This window comes from Isoptericola aurantiacus, assembly GCF_044769875.1.
Lineage (GTDB): Bacteria > Actinomycetota > Actinomycetes > Actinomycetales > Cellulomonadaceae > Isoptericola > Isoptericola aurantiacus.
In genome coordinates this window covers 1,142,676-1,161,157 of sequence record NZ_JBJBAE010000001.1, presented here as the reverse complement: position 1 = coordinate 1,161,157, position 18,482 = coordinate 1,142,676, and the positions used below count along the sequence as shown (strand labels likewise).

Sequence of the window (18,482 nt, the reverse complement as noted above, 5' to 3'; positions counted from 1 at the left end):
CCTTCGTCGGCGGGTCCGTCGTCGGACCCGTGCGTGACCCGGCGACGTTGCCGGGCGGTGCTGCGGCCGGTGGGCCGCTTCGAGCACAGCACCAGGGTCGATGCCGTGCGCAACGTTACTGCAAATTTGCAGCACGCGTACAGGCTGCCCGCACACGCAGCAACGGCCCGCACACCGTGGAGAGGTGTGCGGGCCGGTGCGTGGAGTGTCTGCGGCGGGCGGCGACCGGCGCAGGACCTGTCAGGGCTCCGGCACCTCGGCGGTGGCCACCGGCCAGCCGCCGTCCCACCCGAGCCGCTGGATCGCCAACCGGAACGCCCCGGCGGCGTCGCCGTCGTAGAAGTGGTAGCCGAGGTAGCCCTCGGACACGGACTGGCCGCCGGGCCCGATCATCGACCCCGCGGTCCCGAGCACGAGCGTGCCGCCGCCCTCGGCCATGTCCACGCCGTCGGCGTCGAGGTACGGCCCGGTGACGTCCCTCGAGCGTCCGACGTGGATCGAGTACGTCGAGCTCACGCCCGAGCAGCACTTCCCCCAGGACACGAACAGGTAGTACCACCCGTCGCGCTCGACGACGTAGGGCGCCTCGATCGGGTTCTGCGGCACCCCGGGCCGGGTCGCGACCAGCGCCGGCTCGGCGTCGGCGGCAGGCATCCCGGTGGGCCACTCGAGCGGGACCACGTGGATGCCGTCCCAGAACGACCCGAAGAACATCCAGGGCTGCCCGTCGTCGTCGGTGACCACACCCGGGTCGATCGCGTTGTACGGGTCGCCGGCGTGCGAGCGCCACACGGCACCCTGCTGCGTCCAGCCGTAGTCCGGGTCGTCGGGGTCGAGCGTGGTGCCGGTCGCCAGCCCGATCGCCGAGGTGTTGGAGCCGAACGTCGAGGCCGAGAAGTACAGGTACCAGGTGCCGTCGTGCTGCACCAGCTCGGGCGCCCAGTAGTGCTCGACGCCGTCGATTCCGTCGTCGGGGTCACGGACCCAGCCCGGGTCCTCGTCGGTGGACCAGGCCGTCCCCACGGCCTCCCAGGTGAGGCCGCCGTCGTCGGACCGGTGCACCAGCGGCGCCCCGCGGGACTTCCCCGGCGAGCCCGTGGAGTAGACGAACCAGGGCTCGCCCTCGTCGCCCACCACGAGCGCCGGGTCGTGCGTGGCGAGGTCGCCGTCCAGCGCGAGCGCCTCCGGGTCGATCTGCTCCGCCCACGGCCGCAGCAGCGCCAGCGCGACCCCGGCCGCCAGCACGACGACGAGGACCAGCCCGACCAGGGCGCGCGGACGGCTCATGCGGTCGGGCCGAGCCGCAGGACGCTCCAGGACACGGGCGCCAACGTGGCCCGCAACCGGCCGTCGGCCACCCGGGCCGTGGTGTTCGGGCGAGGGACCACCGAGGTGTCGTCGTCGGCGGTGGCCGCCCAGGTGTGGTCCGGGTTCGCCAACGTCAGCGCCTCGATCACCCGCAGTCCGGGCAGGGCCCGCAGGTCGACGTCGAGGGCGACGTCGTCGGCGAGGGACCGGTTGACCACGAAGACGGCGACCTCTCCCGTCGCGGCGTCGTGCGTGGCGACGGCGTCGAGCACCGGCACCTCGCCGAACCGCGCCGTGTCGGAGGTCGGGCTGTCGATCGCCAGCCGCAGCACGTCCCCCACGGCGTGCCGGGAGGTCAGGGCGAACGGGTGGAAGATCGTCTGCTTCCAGATCCTCCCGCCCGGATCGGTCATGATCGGCGCGATGACGTTGACGAGCTGGGCGAGCGACGCCGCGTGCACCCGGTCGGTGCGCCGCAGCAGCGAGATGAGCAGGTTGCCGACCACGACGGCGTCGGCCACGTTGTAGCGGTCCTCCAGCAGCACGGGCGCCACCGGCCAGTCGTCGCCGGACGGCGGTCGCGACTCGGCACGCCGCTGGTACCAGACGTTCCACTCGTCGAAGGAGATGTTGATGCGCTTGCTGTGCTTCCCGGCCGCGCGCACGGCGTCGGCGGTGGCGGCCACCGACTCGATGAAGTGGTCCATGTCGACGGCGGAGGCCAGGAACGAGGCGAGGTCGCCGTCGTCCTCGTAGTAGTAGGCGTGGGCCGAGACGTGGTCGACGTGCTCGTACGCCTCGGTCAGCACGGTGTGCTCCCAGGCGCCGAACGTGGGCATCTGGGAGTTCGACGAGCCGCACACCACCAGCTCGAGGTCCGGGTCGATCATGCGCATGGCACGCGCCGTCTCGGTGGCGAGGCGCCCGTACTCGGCCGCCGTCTTGTGGCCGATCTGCCAGGGGCCGTCCATCTCGTTGCCCAGGCACCACATCTTCACGCGGTACGGGTCCTCGGCCCCGTTCGCCCGACGCCGGTCGCTCCACTCCGTGCCGCCGGACACGTTGCAGTACTCGAGCAGCTCGAGCGCCTCGGCGATGCCGCGGGTACCGAGGTTGACGGCCATCATCGGTTCGACGCCGGCCCGGGTCGCCCACCGCATGAACTCGTCGACACCGACCAGGTTCGGCTCCGTGGAGTGCCACGCCAGGTCGAGCCGGCGGGGACGGTCCGCGGCGGGGCCGATGCCGTCCTCCCAGCGGTAGCCGGACAGGAAGTTGCCCCCGGGGTAGCGCACGGTGGAGATCCCGAGCTCGCGGGTGAGCTCCACGACGTCGCCGCGGAAGCCGTCCGCGTCGGCGCTGGGATGGTCGGGGTCGTGGATCCCGGTGTAGACGCACCGGCCGAGGTGCTCCACGAACGAGCCGAAGGTGCGGCGGCGCACCGGCCCGACCACGAAGGCCGGGTCGATCGAGACGGAGGCGGGCAGCATGGGTCCTCCCCGGGTGGGGTCGACGATGGAGCCCGGTGGGCACCGCGTGCGGTGCCCACCGGGAGAGGGGTGCGGGTCGGCTACTTGACCGACCCGAGGGCGAGCCCGCCCTGCCAGTACTTCTGCAGGCCGAGGAAGGCGGCGATCAGCGGGATGATCGACACCATGGCGCCGGTGACGATGAGGTTCCAGACCTGCTCACCGCCGGCTCCGGCGTTCGACAGCGCCTGCCACTGGTTCAGGCCCACCGTCACCGGCAGCAGGTCGGTGTCGCGCAGCACGGCGAGCGGCAGGAAGAAGTTGTTCCAGCTGAACACCGTCGTGAGCAGGAGCACGGTCACGATGGCCGGCCGCAGCAGCGGCAGAGCCACCTGGAAGAACAGTCGCAGCTCCCCGGCGCCGTCGACGCGACCGGCGTCGAGCATCTCGGACGGGATGGCGTCCTGGGAGTAGACGCGGATGAGGTACACGCCGATCGGGCTCAGCAGGGAGGGCAGGATGACGGCCCACATCGTGTTGATGAGCCCGATGTCGCTGAGCAGCACGAACGTCGGGATCGTCAGGGCCGTCAGCGGGACCATCACCGACCCGAGCAGGACGGTGAAGTAGGCGGTGCGGCCCCTGAAGTGGTACTTCGCCAGGCCGTAGCCGGCGAAGACGGCCAGGACCGTCGCGCCGACTCCCCCGGCGAAGGCATAGATGAACGAGTTGCGCAGCCAGATCCAGTAGATGCCGCCCTGGTGCTCGAAGAGCCCGCGGATGTTCTCGACGAGGTTGAAGTTGTCGTTGAACCACAGTGCGCCGCCGGAGCCGACGAACAGGCCGCTGTTCGACTTGGTGGACCCCACGATGAGGAACCACAGCGGGACCACGAAGTACAGCGCCATGAGCAGCAGGAAGGCGTGCGAACCGATACGGCGGCCGCCGTTCACACCGTGGCCGGTCCGCCGGGTGCGTGCCGGGGTGTCCGGGGTCTGGGTCTCGGTAGTCATGACTTGAGTCCGCTCTGCTTGCGGGTGGCGTAGAGGAAGATGTACGACCCGATGAACACGAAGATGCCGAGCGCGAAGGCGATCGTGGACGCGTAGTTGAACTGGCTGTACGAGAACGCCAGGGAGTAGGCGTACATGTTGGGGGTGTAGTCCGGCGGGATCGCACCCTGCGCGACGGACCGCAGCACCGTGGGCTCGGTGAAGAACTGCAGCGTGCCGATCAGCGAGAAGACGACGACCATCACCATCGACGACGAGACCATCGGCACCTTGATGCGCAGCGCCGTCTGCGCCCCGTTCGCGCCGTCGATGCGGGCCGCCTCGTAGATCGAGGGGTCGATCGTGCGCAGCGCGGCGTAGATGATGATCATGTAGTAGCCCACCCACTGCCAGGTCACGATGTTGACCAGCGAGGTGAAGATCATCGACGAGCTGAGGAAGTCCGGCGCCGTGGCCCCGAAGAGGCCGAAGATGTCGCTCGCCGGGCCGAACCGCGGGCTGTAGAGGAACCCCCACATGAGGGCCCCGATCACGGCGGGGACGGCGTACGGCACGAAGATGAGCAGGCGCGAGGCCTTGGACAGCCGGGTGGCGAGCGTGTCGAGCACGAGGGCGCACAGCAGCGCGAGACCGATCTGGACCGGCACCATGACGATCACGAACTTCGCGACGCGGAGCAGCCCCTCGAGGAAGACCGGGTCGGTGAAGGCGCGGACGTAGTTGTCGATCCCGACGAACACGGACTCGCCGCCCGTGGCGAGCCCCTTGTTGTGCAGGCTCATCCAGAACGCGTAGGCGAGCGGGACGATGAGGAACAGCAGGAACACGACCGTGAACGGGGTGACGAACAACCACCCCCACCACTGCCGCTTGCTGTCGATGGTGCTGGTCGAGGAGCGGCGGCGGGACCTCGTGTCCCGGCGGCCCGTGCGGGGCCCGCTCGCCCGGTCGACTGCCGTCGACGTCGTTGTCATGGTTGATCTCCCTGCGCGATCCTGCGTGGAAGGAGGGCCGCCGGCCCGGCGGTGCCGGGCCGGCGGCCGTTCCATCACTTGACGGTGAAGCCCTGCTGCTGGGCGTAGGACACCAGGGCGTCCTGGATGGTCTGCAGCGCGGTGGCGGCGTCTCCGCCGTTCTCCACCATGTCGTACAGCGCCTGCGTCTGCTGGTCGTAGGCGTAGACCTGGAACGGGCTGAACGTGAAGCCCTCGTAGCCGTTGGCGGCGTCGAGGAAGACGTCCTTGTTGATCTGCTGGCCGCCGAAGAACTCGTACTCCTTGTTCACGAAGAAGTCGGACTCCAGCGCCTCGTTCCACTGCGGGAACAGGGCGGCCTCGTCGATGCCGAGCTTCCAGGCGTCCATGTCGCCGAACAGCTCGCTGGCCACCGTGTAGGCGGCCTCCTTGTCGTCGGCCTGCTCGGTCACGGCGAAGGTGGAACCGCCCCAGTTGACCTGCGTCGGGCTGGAGGCGTCCCACTGCGGCAGCGGTGCGGCCTTCCACTCGGCGTCCGCGTCGGCGTCGGACAGCCCCTGGAGGTAGCCGGGGCCCCAGGCGGCGGCGAGGTAGACGGCGTAGGTGCCGTCGACCAGGCTCGTGTTGTAGTCCGAGGTGAACGCGTCGTCGGTGGACACCAGGTCCTTGCCGATGAGGTCGTTCCAGTAGTCCAGGACCTCCTCGGACTCCGGGGTGGCCACGTCGATGCCGATCTCCTGCGGGTTCGCGGCGTCGTACTCGAACGGGGTCCAGCCGTTCTGGGCGAACAGCGCGTAGTTCAGCGCGTTGCCGTTGGTCGGGTAGTTGGTGATGTAGCCCTCGTACCCGGCGTCGCGCAGGTCCTGGGCGGCCTGGGCGAAGTCGTCCCAGGTCGTCGGCGGCTCGACGTCGTACTTCTCGAAGATGTCGGCGCGGTAGAGCATGCCCATGGGTCCGCCGTCGACGGGGATCGCGTAGACGGAGTCGCCGCTGGTGACGTCCGACCAGGCACCGGTGGTGAACTGGTCCTCGAGGTCGGCGGCGCCGAACTCCGAGAGGTCGGCGAGCGAGTTGAGGATCGTGTAGGTCGGCAGGATCTCCGACTCGAGCATGATGACGTCCGGAGCACCGGAACCGGCCTCGATGGTCGTCGAGAACTTGTTGTACTCGTCGGCGCCCTGACCGGCGTTGGTCCAGCAGACCTGCACGTCGTCGTGGCTCTCGTTGAAGTGGTCGACGACCGACTCGAAGGCGGGGTACCACGCCCAGACGCTGACCTGCGTGGCATCGGCGTTGACGATCTCGTTGGTGCAGGTCCCGTCCTCGCCGGCCGCCGCGGTCCCCGAGTCGGACTGACCCTCGTCGGACCCGCCGGAGCAGGCGGTCAGGACGGCACCCGCCGCGATGGTGGCCGCGATGGCTGCTGCTCCACGGCGCTGTGAGATGCGCATTCGAACTCCTCCTTGATGTGCGCGGGGGCCGCCTTGGCCTCCAGCGAGAGACACCGACCGTGGCGCCCTCTCTCCAACGTTGTAGATCGGAGTAGAACCATTTTTACACCGTTGTAGACGGACCGTGCAACCCCTCATCGCGGTCGTGACCACATCGTCACCGAACCGGACCGGACGCTCAGGACGTGGACGACCCCAGCCGGCACGACTCGCGCGTGACGATCTCGAAGTCGGCGACGACGCGGCGCGGGGCCTCGGTGGACCCCCCGATCCGCTCCAGCAGCATGTCGACGGCGGTCCGGGCGATCTGCTCGCGCCCCGGGTCCACCGTGCTCAGCAGCGGCTCGGAGTACCGCGCGTCGTCGATGTCGTCGAACCCCATCACGGCGACGTCGCCCGGGACGTCGATCCCCCGGGTGTGCAGCACGTGCAGGGCGCCCAGAGCCAGCGCGTCGTTCATGGCGAACACGCCGTCGAACCTGATCCCGGCGTCCAGCATCCGCCCCATGGCCTCGGCGCCGGTCGAGCGGTGCCACAGCCCGGCGTCGGCCACCAGGTCGGGATCGAACGGCAGGTCCGCCTCGGTCAGTGCCTGACGGTAGCCGTCGTACCGCAACCGCGCCGAGCCCATCGTCTCGCCCGGGTGCGCCCCGATGACGGCGATGCGGCGGCACCCGCGGGCGGCCAGGTGCAGCGTCGCGGCACGCGAGGCCTCGACGTTGGCCATCGTGACGTGGTCGACCGGCCCGAACATCCGCTCCCCGAGGAGCACCATCGGGTAGTCGACCTCGAGCTGGTCCGTCTCCTCGGGCTCGAGGGCCAGCGGGGAGAACAGCAGTCCGTCCGTGAGCCGGCGCTGCGGCGAGTCCAGCGCCTGCAGCTCGCGCTCCCGCTGCGCGCCCGTCTGCTCCAGGAGGACGACGACCCCGCGGGCCTCGGCCGCGCGCATCACGGAGTCCGCCAGCTCGGCGAAGTACGGCAACGACAGCTCGGGCAGGGCGAGCCCGATCATCCCGGTGCGCCCCTGGCGCAGGTTGCGCGCCGTCGTGTTCAGCCGGTAGCCGAGATCGTCGATCGCGTCCTGCACACGACGCCGGGTGGTGGGCCGGATGTGCGGGTAGCCGTTCACCACGTTCGAGACGGTCTTGATCGAGACGCCGGCCCGGTGGGCCACGTCGTGCATGGTCACTGCCATGTGACCCTCCTCCTGGTCGACGCGCCACAGCGTAGGCGACACGGCCCGACTGGTGCTCGCAGCGTGTGTCGTGATTCACTCTACATCGTTGTAACCACCGGCGGCACCCCCGCTCCGTTCACAGAGGAACACCGAGAACCATGGCTGACGCCCGCATCACCCTGCACCCCGACTTCCGCCGCGGCACCGTCGACCGGCGGCTGTTCGGGTCGTTCGTCGAACACCTCGGCCGGGCCGTGTACACCGGCATCTACGAGCCGGGCCACCCGCAGGCGGACTCCCACGGCTTCCGCCGCGACGTCGCCGACCTCGTCGCCGAGCTCGGCGTGCCGATGGTCCGCTACCCCGGCGGCAACTTCGTGTCCAACTATGTCTGGGAGGACGCCGTCGGCCCCGTCGAGGACCGCAAGCCGTTCCTCGACCTCGCCTGGCGCACCGTCGAGCCCAACCTCGTGGGCACCGACGAGTTCCTGCAGTGGGCCGAGCGCGAGGGCATCGAGCCGATGATGGCCGTCAACCTCGGCACCCGCGGCGTCGCGGCCGCGGCAGCCCTGGTCGAGTACTGCAACGGCGAGGCCGGGACCCGCTGGGCCGACCTGCGCATCGCGAACGGCCGCACCGAGCCCTACGGCGTGACGCTCTGGTGCCTCGGCAACGAGATGGACGGCCCCTGGCAGATCGGCCACAAGGACGCCCACGAGTACGGCAAGCTCGCCGCCGAGGCCGGCAAGGCCATGAAGCTCGTCGACCCCTCGATCGAGCTGGTCGTGTGCGGCTCGTCGTCCATGCAGATGCCCACGTTCGGCGAGTGGGAGCGCACCGTCCTGTCGTACACGTACGACCTGGTCGACCACGTGTCGATGCACGCCTACTACGAGGAGCACGACGGCGACCGCGGCTCGTTCCTGGCCTCCGGCACCGCGATGGACCGGTTCATCGACCGCGTCGTCGCCTCTGCCGACGCCGTCGGCGCCGAACGCCGTTCCGACAAGAAGATCACCATCAGCTTCGACGAGTGGAACGTCTGGTACCTCGAGACCCGCTTCCCGGGCGAGTCCAACCTGCCGATCCAGCGCGACGCCCCGCGGATCATCGAGGACGTCTACTCCGCGCTCGACGCCGTCGTCGTCGGCGACCTCCTGGTCACCCTGCTCAACCACGCCGACCGGGTGCCGGTGGCCGCGCTGGCCCAGCTCGTCAACGTCATCGCCCCCATCATGACCGAGCCGGGCGGAGAGGCCTGGCGCCAGCCGACGTTCCACCCGTTCGCGACGACGTCGCGGCTCGCCCGCGGGACCGCCCTCGACGTCCGCGTGGACGCACCGACCTACACCACGTCGCGCCACGGCGAGGCACCCGTCGTCACGGCGGCCGCCACCGTGGACGACGACGGCGCGCTCGGCCTGTTCCTCACCAACCGCTCCGACGCCACGGTGGAGGTGGACCTGGCACACGTCGGTGCGGCCCTGACGCTGACCGAGGGGCACCGCATGGTGGCCGACCGGGAGGTCGCCGTGCACGGTCCCGAGCACGCGGCGAAGGTCGCCGAGTCCTGCTGGACGGCGGTGGACGTGGCGGGTTCCGTGGTCAGGTCGGCCGACGGCACGACGACGGTCCGCCTCGCCCCGGAGTCCTGGACGGCCTTCGCCGGGACGTTCGCCCGGTCCTGAGCAACGCGCCGCGCGGTGGGGCCGGCCGCCCGGGACAGTGGGACGGCCGGCCCGCGCTGTGACGGATCGATCAGCCCCGCGGGACCACGTTGGCCTGCCGGGCCACGGGGTTCGGTCCGGGGTCGTCGACCCGGGCGCCGGGGGGCGGTGCCACGGGCCCGTGGCACAACGGGTCGTCCGTGTCGGCCATCCATGCGTCCAGCCGACCTCGCAGGTCCTCGAGCACCGTCCGTACACGCTCGTCGGAAGCCAGATTCGCCGACTCGTTCGGGTCGAGGAACCGGTCGTAGAGCAGCTCACGCTCCCGCGGCAGGTCCGACCACCCGTGCGCGACCATCGCGTCGAGCGTGGGCGACTCCGCCTCGTTGAGGATCGGCCTGCTGCCCCGCTCCTCGAACCGGCGGACGTACACCCACCGCTCGGTGCGGAGCGCGCGCTGCGGCGTGTAGGCGACGTGGAAGGTCGTCTCGCCGTACACCGCGTCGTGCAACCGGTCGACTTCTCCCGCCGCCAGCGGCTGCAGCGCGCACCCGCGCAGACCGTCCGGAGCAGGAAGGCCCGCGGCAACGCAGATCGTCGGATAGACGTCGAGCTGCGAGACCATCGCATCCACCACGCGACCACCGGTGAAACCCGGCCCCCGGACCAGCAGCATCACTCCGAGGCCGTGGGTCGTGAGCTGCCCCTTCATCGACGGGAACGGAAGACCATGGTCCGTCGTGCAGACGACGAGCGTGTCCTCGGCGAGGCCGTGCTCGTCGAGCGCCTCGAGGACGGTGCCGATCCCGTCGTCGAGGCGGCGCAGACTCGCTCGGAACTGCGCCATCTCGTCGCGGACCTCGGGAATGTCCGGCAGCGGGTCCGGCGGGCGCTGCCACCGGGGGTCGTCGCGCTCGTCGGCCTCGTCGAAGTGTCGGTGCGTCTCCCGGAAGCCGACGTCGAGGAAGAACGGCCCGTCGTCGGACCCGGCGCGCCGGGCCAGGAACTCGACGGCGGCAGCGCTCACGTCCGGAGCGTCGCGCGAGGCGATCGGCAGCACCTCGGTGTACCCGATCTCCGCCCAGTCCGTCGTGACGTGCTGCACGCCGGCGAGCGCCGTCGTGTACCCAGCCGTGCCGAGGACCGGTGCCAGGTGCAGGCCGTAGTCGTGCAGCGAGAAGCCGCGGTTCGCCAGTCCGAGCATGCCCACCTCGTGGGGGTAGCGTCCCGTGGTCAGCGCAGCACGCGACGGAGAGCACGTCGGAGCCACCGAGTACGCGTCACGGAAGACCACACCGCCCTCGGCCAGCCGCTGGAGGTGTGGTGTGGGTGCCTCGTACCCGTACGGGCTGACGTAGCGACCCGTGTCGTGCGAGTGGATGTAGACGATGTTCGGGCGTCGTGCTGCGGGCACGCTCGGTCTCCTGTCTGTCGGGACGGTGCCGGCGGACCCCGGTGCGGGTGCCCTACCGAGGTCCGCCGGCATCGTCAGGACCGTCGGATCACGGCGACACACCGAGACCGACGGCGAGGTTCGGGTAGCGGGCGATGTCCGGCTCCTCCGTCCACGTCATCTCCTGCAGGTCCCAGTCGACGTTCTCGCGCTGGAGGACATCCGTGCGTCCACCCCGCGAGAGGTTGGCCAGGGCTCCTGAGTGGACGGTGTTCTCCCGGACGGTGAAGGTCTGGCCGGTGGCGCGGCTACCCTGGCGCAGGTCTCCGTAGGCGATCGCGACGTCGGTGTCGGCGTCGATCACGTTGCGGTCGATGGTGGACATCGACTGTGCGTCGGCCCGGTGCTGGACGACCAGGAGCGGGATGGCAGCGGCGTCCGCGTTCTCGATCTGCAGCCGGTTGTCCCGCACCGTGCAGGACCGGCCGCGACCGTTCTGGCGCCCGACGGCGACATAGACCTCGTTCGCGGCGGTGGAGTTGGTGAACCGGAACTCGTTGCCCACCAGGCTCTGGCTGCTCTTGCTGTGGCCGGCCACACCGTCGACCACGACGTTCTCGAAAAAGTTGTCGGTGATGGACACGTCTCCGTAGTTGTCGAGCCGGAGGACGCCGAAGCCCTCGTCGCCGTCCCACCGGAACGTGTTGCCGCGCAGGGCGTACTGCTCGGGCACGCCATCGTCGTCGAAGCTGGCGATCTGCCGGAACACTTCCCGACCGTGCTGCTGCCCGACCGGCCCCATGTCGGCTGCTGCGGGCCCCTGGACCGCGACGTTGTTGCTGAAGACACCGTTGCGGCAACCGTAGAACACGCTGTAGCAGAAGTTTCCGGCGTACTTGACGGTGTTGCCGTCGACGGTGAAGTTCTGACAACCCTCCATGTCGATCGCCGTGTCGATCGAGTACTCGCACGTGTTGCCCGTGACTGCGATCTCGGAACCGTTGTTGCCGTAGATGGCCCCGTTGTTCTGGTGCAGGTAGTTGTTCGCGATGGTGAGCTGCACGCAGCGCCGCAGGAAGTGCTTCTCGCCGCCCTCCCCCTTGCGGGCACCCCCGCCCCACCACGAGACCTGGGCGAAGCGACAGATGTTGCCGGTCACCACCGCCCTCTTGACGAAGTTCAGCCGGAGCGCCATCACGAAGTACGTCGTCCCGTCGACCCGGTTGTCCTGGAACCAGACGTCCTCGCAGAGGTCGTCGGTCGTGTCCGGGGAGAAACCCGCCTGGACAGCAGGGTCGCCGCTCGTCCCGGGATTGCCGCGGTCGTAGGCACCGTTCATCTCCAGCTCGTGGCAGACGAAGGCGGCACCGCAGTTGACGAACGTGCATCCGGTGATCCTGACCCGGCGCGCGTTGACGAGCTTGAACACCCCGTTGCGCTGCTGCTCGAGCGACTCGAACGTCAACCCTCGCACGGTGATGTCGTACGAGAACGCACCGGTCGGATCGTCGATCACCTTCTGTTCGCGGAGCCGGAAGAACCCGCCGCGAACGTGGATGTCGTCGGTGTCCTCGATCGGGATGGTGAAGTAGATGGTCGAGTCACCGTCCCCCACGAGCGTCGTCCGCTCACGCAGGGCGATGTAGTCGCTGATCAGGTAGCGCGGCGCGGTGTCCGGGAAGTAGATCACCCGGCCCTGGTTCTCGTCGATAGCGGCCTGGACGGCTGCGGTCCAGTCCCAGTCCGCCACGTCGGCGTCGGCGTTCGGCACGAGCCCCGAGTACTCATGGATGTCGATCCAGCTGACGACCGGGGACGAGAAGATCTCTCCGGTCCGGCCCGGGTCGGAGCCGTGGCCCGGGCCGGAGCCGTGGCCCGGTTCCCTTTCGAGAGCCGAGGCCGCCGAGCTGCCCGTCAGGGCCAACGCTCCTGCGGCCGCTCCCGTCAGCCCGAGGCCGAGGATCCGCCGTCGGGTCGCGTCGATGGGCACGTTCTGGTCGGTGGACATGGTGGTGCTCCCTCCGTCGTTGGAGTGCTCGTCACTGAGTCCTGCGCCAAGAACACTACCCGATGACCGCCGACTGTCAACCGTCTACGTCGTTCGTCAACGGTCGGCCCTGCGCTATCCTCGACGCGTCGTCGACCGTCAACGAAGGAGTCTCCGTGGACGCACCGCCCCTGCGACCCAACGTGCTGCTGGTCGTCACCGACCAGCAACGCTTCGACACGCTGCGGTCCTACGGGTTCTCCGGCGGCCACACACCGCATCTCGACCGCCTCGCGGACGACGGCGCAGTCTTCGACGCCGCATACTGCTCCTCCCCGTTGTGCACGCCGTCCCGCGCGAGCCTTTTCACCGGCAAGCCGGTGACGGAGCACGGGGTGCAGCGGCTGCACGACGACCTCGACGACGACGAGCGCCTGTTCCCCGAGCTGCTCCGCGAGCACGGCTACCGGACCGGCCTGTTCGGCAAGCTCCACGTGTCCAGCCACGTCCGGGAGGCGTCGGGCCGCCATCCGCACGACGGCTTCGACGTGTACGAGTGGTGCAACGAAGCCAGCCTCGACATGGAGTCGCCGCTGCAGGCCTACGACGCATGGCTCGGCGAACAAGATCCCGATTTCCGGGACCGGCTGCGGCGCGAGGGCCGCGGTGTCAAGCACCACCCGCGCGAGCTGCACCTCTCCCACTGGATCGCCGAGCGTGCCGTGGCCTTCGTCGACGAGGCAGTGCGCGACGACGTGCCGTTCTTCGCCTACCTCGGGTTCTTCGACCCCCACAACCCTTACGACGACCATCCCCTCGAGCTCACGGAGCTGATCGGTGACCTCCCGCCCGTCCGGCCGGAGCCGCGCGAGGTCCCCGAGGGCCTGCGACGCGAGCTCGCGTCCAAGACGGTCGACGCGCACATCGACGGCGACCTCGAGTCCGCGCGCCGCGGATACCACGCCTCCGTCGCGCTGGTCGACGCGGAGCTGGGACGCGTCCTCGACCGGATCGACGAGCTCGGGCTGCGCGACGAGACGCTCGTCGTCTTCACCAGCGACCACGGCGAGATGCTCGGCGACCGCGGCCTGATGACCAAGGGCGCCTTCTTCTACGAGCCCTGCGTCCGCGTCCCCCTGCTCCTGCGAGCGCCCGGCGTCGTGCCGCCCGGGACACGCGTCGACGGGCCGGTCGATCTCACCGACGTCACCGCCACCGTCCTGGCGGCCGCGGGAGCGGACGCCGGCGCCGGGCGACCACGGGGCGGCGACGCCGCCGAGGAGCTCGACGCGCCGCGCGACCTGCGCGCCGTGGCGGCCGGCACCGCGATCTCCCGCCCCTTCGTGGTGTCGTCCTACCGCAACGGTGGCGTCGCCGTCGGCGAGCCGACGACCTACTTCGACCCGCCCGTGCTGGCCACGATGATCCGCGACGATCGTTACAAGCTCGTCCGCTACCACGACGGCACGGCTCCCGCGGGGCAGCTCTTCGACCTCCGGGTCGACCCGGAGGAGTCGACGGACCTGTGGCGGAGCCCGGACCACCTGGACGTCCGCGAGCGCCTGACCGCCGCCCTGCTCGACCGGCAGGTCCGTGCGGAGTGGCGCAGGTCCGAGGAGAAGCCGGCGGAGCACCGGGACTCCCGTGCCGCGGACGGACGACGAGGAGACGCCGCGTGACCGCTCCTGCACCGTTCGACCGGTGGTATCCGGACGCTCCCGTGGACGGCACGTACGGGTACGACCGCCGAGCCCTGCTCGACGTCGTGCCTGCCGACGTCCCCGACGGCTTCGCCGCGTTCTGGCGCGACGAGTTCGATCGGGCGCGCGCGACGCCCGCCGACCCTGTGCTGGTCCCCCTGGGTGACGACGGCGCGCACGAGATCTCCCGGGTGGAGTTCACGGCCGCGGACGGGCTGCGGCTGGGCGGCTGGGTCGCGCTGCCGCTCGGGGGCGCGGCCCGCGCGGGGGTGGTGCACAGTCACGGCTACGGCGGCCGGGAGTTCCCCGACCTCGCGCGGGTGCCCGACGACGCCGCGGCGATCTTCCCGGTCGCGCGTGGTCTGCCCGCGCTGAGCAGCGGGCGGGGAGCTCCGTCCGTCAACGTCGAGCACGTGCTGCACGGCATCGGGTCGGTCCGGACGTACGCCGTCGCGCGCTCCGCCGTCGACCTGTGGCACGCCGGCTCCGCGCTGTGCGAGATCGTCGACGCCCCGGACGGTGCCCTGCCCCTGTATGTCGTCGGCAAGAGCTTCGGCGGCGGCGTCGGCGCGCTGGCCGCACCGTGGGACGACCGCGTGGTCGGCACCACGCTCGTGGTCCCGAGCTTCGGCGGCCACGACCTGCGCCTGACGATGCCGTGCCTCGGCAGCGGCGAGGCGGTGCGGCACCACGTCGCCCGTCACCCGGAGGCGCGCCGGACCCTGCGCTGGTCCGACGCGTCGGCCGCCGCCCGGTACCTGCGGGTACCGGCACGGGTCGAGACGGTCCTGTGGGACACGCACGTGCCGCCACCCGGACAGTTCGCGATCGCCAACGCCGTCCCGGCGCACCTGCTGGACCTCGAGATCTACCCGGCGGGCCACGCCTGGTACCCCGGGCTCTCCCAGGACGAGGCCGCTGCCGCGGCCGCGACACGGGCCCACGTGCGCGCCACGGCCGGATGAGGCGGTCCGCCGGTGACGGTCGGCCTCACCCGGCCCGGGTCATCCCTTCAGGCCGGAGAACCCTGCACCGGCGACAATGTGCTTCTGGAACACGACGAACAGCGCGACCGGCGGAAGCGCAGCGATGAAGAGGGCCGCGAACAGCAGGTTCTCCTGGACGAACGGCGCGATGCGGGCCAGCGCCACGCTGATGGGTTGTGCCCCGGTGTCCGGGATCGCGATGAGCGGCCACAGGAAGTCCTTCCACGACGCCATGATCCCCAGCAGACCGATCACGGTGAGGATCGGCTTGGACATCGGCAGCACGATGCGCCGGAAGATCGACCAGGGGCCGGCCCCGTCGAGCTGCGCCGCCTCGAAGAGGTCGCGGGGGATCCCCTCGAAGAACCGCACGCAGAGCAGCACGCTGAACCCGTGCACGCCGGCGGGCAGCCACACCGCCCACACGGTGCTCTGGAGGTTCACCCCGACCAGCGGGACGTCGAGGATCGTCAGGTACAGCCCGATGAGCAGCACCGTGGGCGGCAGCAGGAGCGTGCCGAGCACGCCCGCGTAGACGACCTTGCCGTAGCGGGGGCGCAGCACGGCGATGCCGAAGCCCAGCGTGGTCGCCACGAGCATCTGGAAGAACACGGACCCACCCGTGAGCACCACGGTGTTCCACAGGTAGCGGCCCACGCCCAGGCCGGTCCACGCCTCGGCGAAGTTGCCCCACTGAGCGTCGCTGGGCCAGAGCCGGAAGGGCTCGCGCAGGATCTCCTGGGTCGGCGAGATCGCCGACTTCGCCAGCCACAGCAGCGGCAGGATGGACAGCGCGAACACGGCCAGGAACATCACGATCTGCAGCGGGGTCATGACCCCACGCACGAGGGGGCGCTGGTGGTCGGCGCTGGAGAGCAGACCGCGCTTGTCGTCGGGCGCGGCCTGACGACGGCCGCGCGCCGCCGTGGGCACGGGCCGCGGCTCCTGGGTGTCGAGGGTCATGACTGGCTCCAAGTCCGGGTGACGCGCAGGTAGATCGCCGAGATCACGGCCAGGACGGCGGCGAGCATCACGCTCAGGGCGGCGGCACCGCCGTAGTCGCCGTAGACGAAGGCGTAGCGGAAGATCAGCAGCAGCACCGTCACCGTCGAGTTCTGCGGCCCGCCGTCGGTCATGACGTAGGGCTCGATGAACGTCTGCATCGTGGCGATGATCTGGACGAGCAGCAGGATCAGCATCACGCCCCGCATCTGCGGCAGGGTGACGTGCCAGACGCGGCGCCAGATGGACGCGCCGTCCACCTCCGCGGCGTCGTACAGCTCGGTGGGGATCGCCGTCAGCGAGGCGAGGTAGATGAGCACGGTGCCGCCGGCGGCGCTCCACGTCGCGGCCAGCACCAGGCTCGGGATGGCCCAGGTGGTGTCCTCGAGCCATGGGAAGGGACCGAGTCCGACGAAGCCGGCGATGCGGTTGAAGACGCCGTCCGGGCCGGGCTCGTAGAACCACTTCCACAGCAGCACCGCCACGACGGGTGGGACGGCGGCCGGGACGTAGACGAGCACCCGGAACACCCCGCCGTACCGGCGCAGCTCGTTCATCACGGTGGCGAGGAACAGCGGCAGCGGGAACCCGATGGCGATCGAGACGACCGCGAAGAGCGCCGTGTTGCCCACCGCCTGCCACAGCAGCGGGTCGGCGAGGATGTTCTGGAAGTTCTCCAGCCCGACCCACGTCGGGTCGGTCACCAGGTTGGTGTCCTGGAAGCTCAGCGAGACGCTGCGGACCATGGGCCACCAGGCGAAGTAGCCGAAGATCAGCAGGCCGGGCACGAAGAACGCCAGGGTCTGCCAGGCATGACCCGCGCGGCTGGCGGACCGCCGCCGGCGGCGGCGCGGCGCGGCCGGAGCCGACACCGTCGCCGCCGCCGAGCGGTCCTCGGACACGACCGAGGTCATCCCTTCCTCCGGATGGCCGCGGTCGCCTGCTCCTTGGCCTCCCCGAGGAGCGCCTCGACGTCGGCGTCCTCCTCGGCCAGCACGCTCTGGATCACGGCGTCCAGTGCCGAGTAGATCTCCTGTCCGGCCACGGCCGGCTCGGGCACGTAGTCCAGGGCGGCCGTCCCCTCGACGTAGGCGTCGGCGTTGCCCTGGGGAAAGGTCACGAACGGCTCGATCGCCGCGTCGACGGCCTCGGTCGTGGCCTCGTCGAACAGCGGGACCTCGGGGATGCCGACGGCGACGCCGGCCGACTGGTCGGACTCCGCCTGCGCGGCCGCCGACTCGGGGTCGTAGCGTTGCCGGAGGTTCTTGAAGTCCATCCACTGCACGGCCGCGGCACGCTGGGCGTCGTCGGCACCGGCGCTGACCATGGTGACCCAGCCGCCGGTGAGCGTCCCGTCGCCGCCCGCCTGCGGCATCGGACCGACCCCGTACGTCGCCGGGTCACCGTCGAAGTTGTTGACGTAGCCGTTGAAGGTGTCCGGCGACCCGAGCCACATGCCGACCTTGCCCGCCGCGAAGTCCCGCAGGGTGTCGGCCTGGTTACGCAGCTGCTGGGCTCCCATCGCGTCGTCCTGCCAGCGCAGCTCGCGCAGGTTCTCGAGCGCAGCCACGGTCTGGGGGTTGTCGAACGTCGCGACGTACTCGTCGCCCTGCTGCTCCTGGATCGTCCCCCCGTACGAGTACGTCTCCATCGTGACGTGCCACCCGCCCTGGTTGTCCGTCGTGAGCTCGGCGTACGGGGTCTCGGCCACCTCCTTCAGCGCGACGGCGTCCTCCTGCAGCTCGTCCCAGGTGGTCGGCGGGGCGTCCGGGTCGAGGCCGGCCTGCTCGAACAGGTCCCGGTTGTACAGCAGCCCGATGGCGTAGGCGCGCTCCGGCAGGCCGAAGACGTTGCCGTCGGCGTCCGACATCAGGTCGAGGATCCGCGGCTCGAGTGCCGCACCAGCCTCCAGCTCGGCGACCTCCGCGGTGATGTCGGACACCTGCCCACGCTGGATGAGGGCCTGCGCCTCGGTGAAGGGCACCCGCAGGACCGTGTCGACGTCGCCGCCCGCGAGCCGCGCGGAGAAGGTCTGGGCGTCGAACTCGTACTCCGAGGGCTCGACGGTCGTGCCCGGGTTCTGCGCCTCGAACGCGTCGACCGCGTCCAGAAAGGCTTGACGCTCCTCCGGCTTGCTGTCGGGCGGCAGACCCATCACGGAGATCGTGACGCTGCCGTCCGCGGCCTCGCCACCGTCGTCGTTCGAGCAGGCGGCCGTCGCGAGGAGCACGCTCACGGCGCCGATCGCTCCGACGACCTTGACTGATGGACTCATGTCGTTCCCTTCACCGTTGATGGTCACGCCGGCGCCGCCTCCGCCATGGAGTTCGGTTCTCTGTCGCCGGTTTTTGGTTA

Annotated in this window: 14 protein-coding genes; 3 read left to right on the top strand and 11 right to left on the bottom strand. The window is 70.4% G+C overall.

Annotation, left to right across the window (positions count from 1 at the left end; genetic code table 11):
- Positions 1-240: 240 nt before the first annotated feature.
- From ACIQLL_RS05275 to ACIQLL_RS05250, 6 genes are all read right to left on the bottom strand, one after another.
- Positions 241-1,287, bottom strand: coding sequence for an arabinan endo-1,5-alpha-L-arabinosidase (locus ACIQLL_RS05275; RefSeq protein WP_402464061.1), 1,047 nt, complete (start codon positions 1,285-1,287; stop codon positions 241-243).
- Positions 1,284-2,798, bottom strand: a complete 1,515-nt coding sequence (gene arfA / locus ACIQLL_RS05270) for an arabinosylfuranosidase ArfA (RefSeq protein ID WP_402464059.1) — start codon at positions 2,796-2,798, stop codon at positions 1,284-1,286. The genes ACIQLL_RS05275 and arfA (ACIQLL_RS05270) overlap by 4 nt, the downstream gene beginning before the upstream one ends.
- Before the next feature lie 80 nt (positions 2,799-2,878).
- Positions 2,879-3,790 (bottom strand): carbohydrate ABC transporter permease, encoded by a 912-nt coding sequence (locus ACIQLL_RS05265; protein ID WP_402464057.1) that lies wholly within the window; start codon positions 3,788-3,790, stop codon positions 2,879-2,881.
- The gene (locus ACIQLL_RS05260; protein WP_402464055.1) at positions 3,787-4,764 is read right to left on the bottom strand and encodes a carbohydrate ABC transporter permease; all 978 of its coding nucleotides are present in this window, start codon (positions 4,762-4,764) and stop codon (positions 3,787-3,789) included. The genes ACIQLL_RS05265 and ACIQLL_RS05260 overlap by 4 nt, the downstream gene beginning before the upstream one ends.
- 74 nt (positions 4,765-4,838) lie before the next feature.
- Complete coding sequence (locus tag ACIQLL_RS05255; protein WP_402464053.1) at positions 4,839-6,215, bottom strand: ABC transporter substrate-binding protein; 1,377 nt, start codon at positions 6,213-6,215, stop codon at positions 4,839-4,841.
- A gap of 178 nt (positions 6,216-6,393) precedes the next feature.
- A complete protein-coding gene (locus tag ACIQLL_RS05250) occupies positions 6,394-7,410 on the bottom strand; it encodes a LacI family DNA-binding transcriptional regulator (RefSeq protein WP_402464051.1) in 1,017 nt (338 codons plus the stop codon).
- Between the two features lie 140 nt (positions 7,411-7,550).
- Here ACIQLL_RS05250 and arfA (ACIQLL_RS05245) point away from each other — a divergent pair, with 140 nt between their 5' ends.
- Positions 7,551-9,080: an arabinosylfuranosidase ArfA gene (arfA, locus tag ACIQLL_RS05245; protein WP_402464049.1), complete on the top strand. Its 1,530-nt coding sequence runs from the start codon at positions 7,551-7,553 to the stop codon at positions 9,078-9,080.
- Positions 9,081-9,150: 70 nt separating this feature from the next.
- On the opposite strand, the gene ACIQLL_RS05240 is transcribed toward arfA (ACIQLL_RS05245), so the two are convergent.
- Positions 9,151-10,473: a sulfatase family protein gene (locus ACIQLL_RS05240; protein ID WP_402464047.1), complete on the bottom strand. Its 1,323-nt coding sequence runs from the start codon at positions 10,471-10,473 to the stop codon at positions 9,151-9,153.
- 88 nt (positions 10,474-10,561) lie between these two features.
- The gene (locus tag ACIQLL_RS05235) at positions 10,562-12,460 is read right to left on the bottom strand and encodes a right-handed parallel beta-helix repeat-containing protein (protein ID WP_402464045.1); all 1,899 of its coding nucleotides are present in this window, start codon (positions 12,458-12,460) and stop codon (positions 10,562-10,564) included.
- Between the two features lie 155 nt (positions 12,461-12,615).
- Between ACIQLL_RS05235 and ACIQLL_RS05230 the strand changes: the two genes are divergently transcribed.
- Entirely contained in the window at positions 12,616-14,118 is a 1,503-nt protein-coding gene (locus ACIQLL_RS05230) for a sulfatase family protein (protein ID WP_402464044.1), read from the top strand.
- The gene (locus ACIQLL_RS05225; protein WP_402464042.1) at positions 14,115-15,104 is read left to right on the top strand and encodes an acetylxylan esterase; all 990 of its coding nucleotides are present in this window, start codon (positions 14,115-14,117) and stop codon (positions 15,102-15,104) included. The genes ACIQLL_RS05230 and ACIQLL_RS05225 overlap by 4 nt, the downstream gene beginning before the upstream one ends.
- Before the next feature lie 39 nt (positions 15,105-15,143).
- Here the strand turns inward: ACIQLL_RS05225 and ACIQLL_RS05220 are convergent, their stop codons facing one another.
- Genes ACIQLL_RS05220 through ACIQLL_RS05210 form a run of 3 tightly spaced genes read right to left on the bottom strand, consistent with a single transcriptional unit; the run spans position 15,144 to position 18,402 of the window.
- On the bottom strand, positions 15,144-16,088 hold the full coding sequence (locus ACIQLL_RS05220; RefSeq protein WP_402464040.1) for a carbohydrate ABC transporter permease: 945 nt from the start codon (positions 16,086-16,088) through the stop codon (positions 15,144-15,146).
- Positions 16,085-17,041: a carbohydrate ABC transporter permease gene (locus ACIQLL_RS05215; RefSeq protein WP_402464038.1), complete on the bottom strand. Its 957-nt coding sequence runs from the start codon at positions 17,039-17,041 to the stop codon at positions 16,085-16,087. The genes ACIQLL_RS05220 and ACIQLL_RS05215 overlap by 4 nt, the downstream gene beginning before the upstream one ends.
- Complete coding sequence (locus ACIQLL_RS05210; RefSeq protein WP_402464036.1) at positions 17,038-18,402, bottom strand: ABC transporter substrate-binding protein; 1,365 nt, start codon at positions 18,400-18,402, stop codon at positions 17,038-17,040. The genes ACIQLL_RS05215 and ACIQLL_RS05210 overlap by 4 nt, the downstream gene beginning before the upstream one ends.
- Positions 18,403-18,482: the final 80 nt, after the last annotated feature.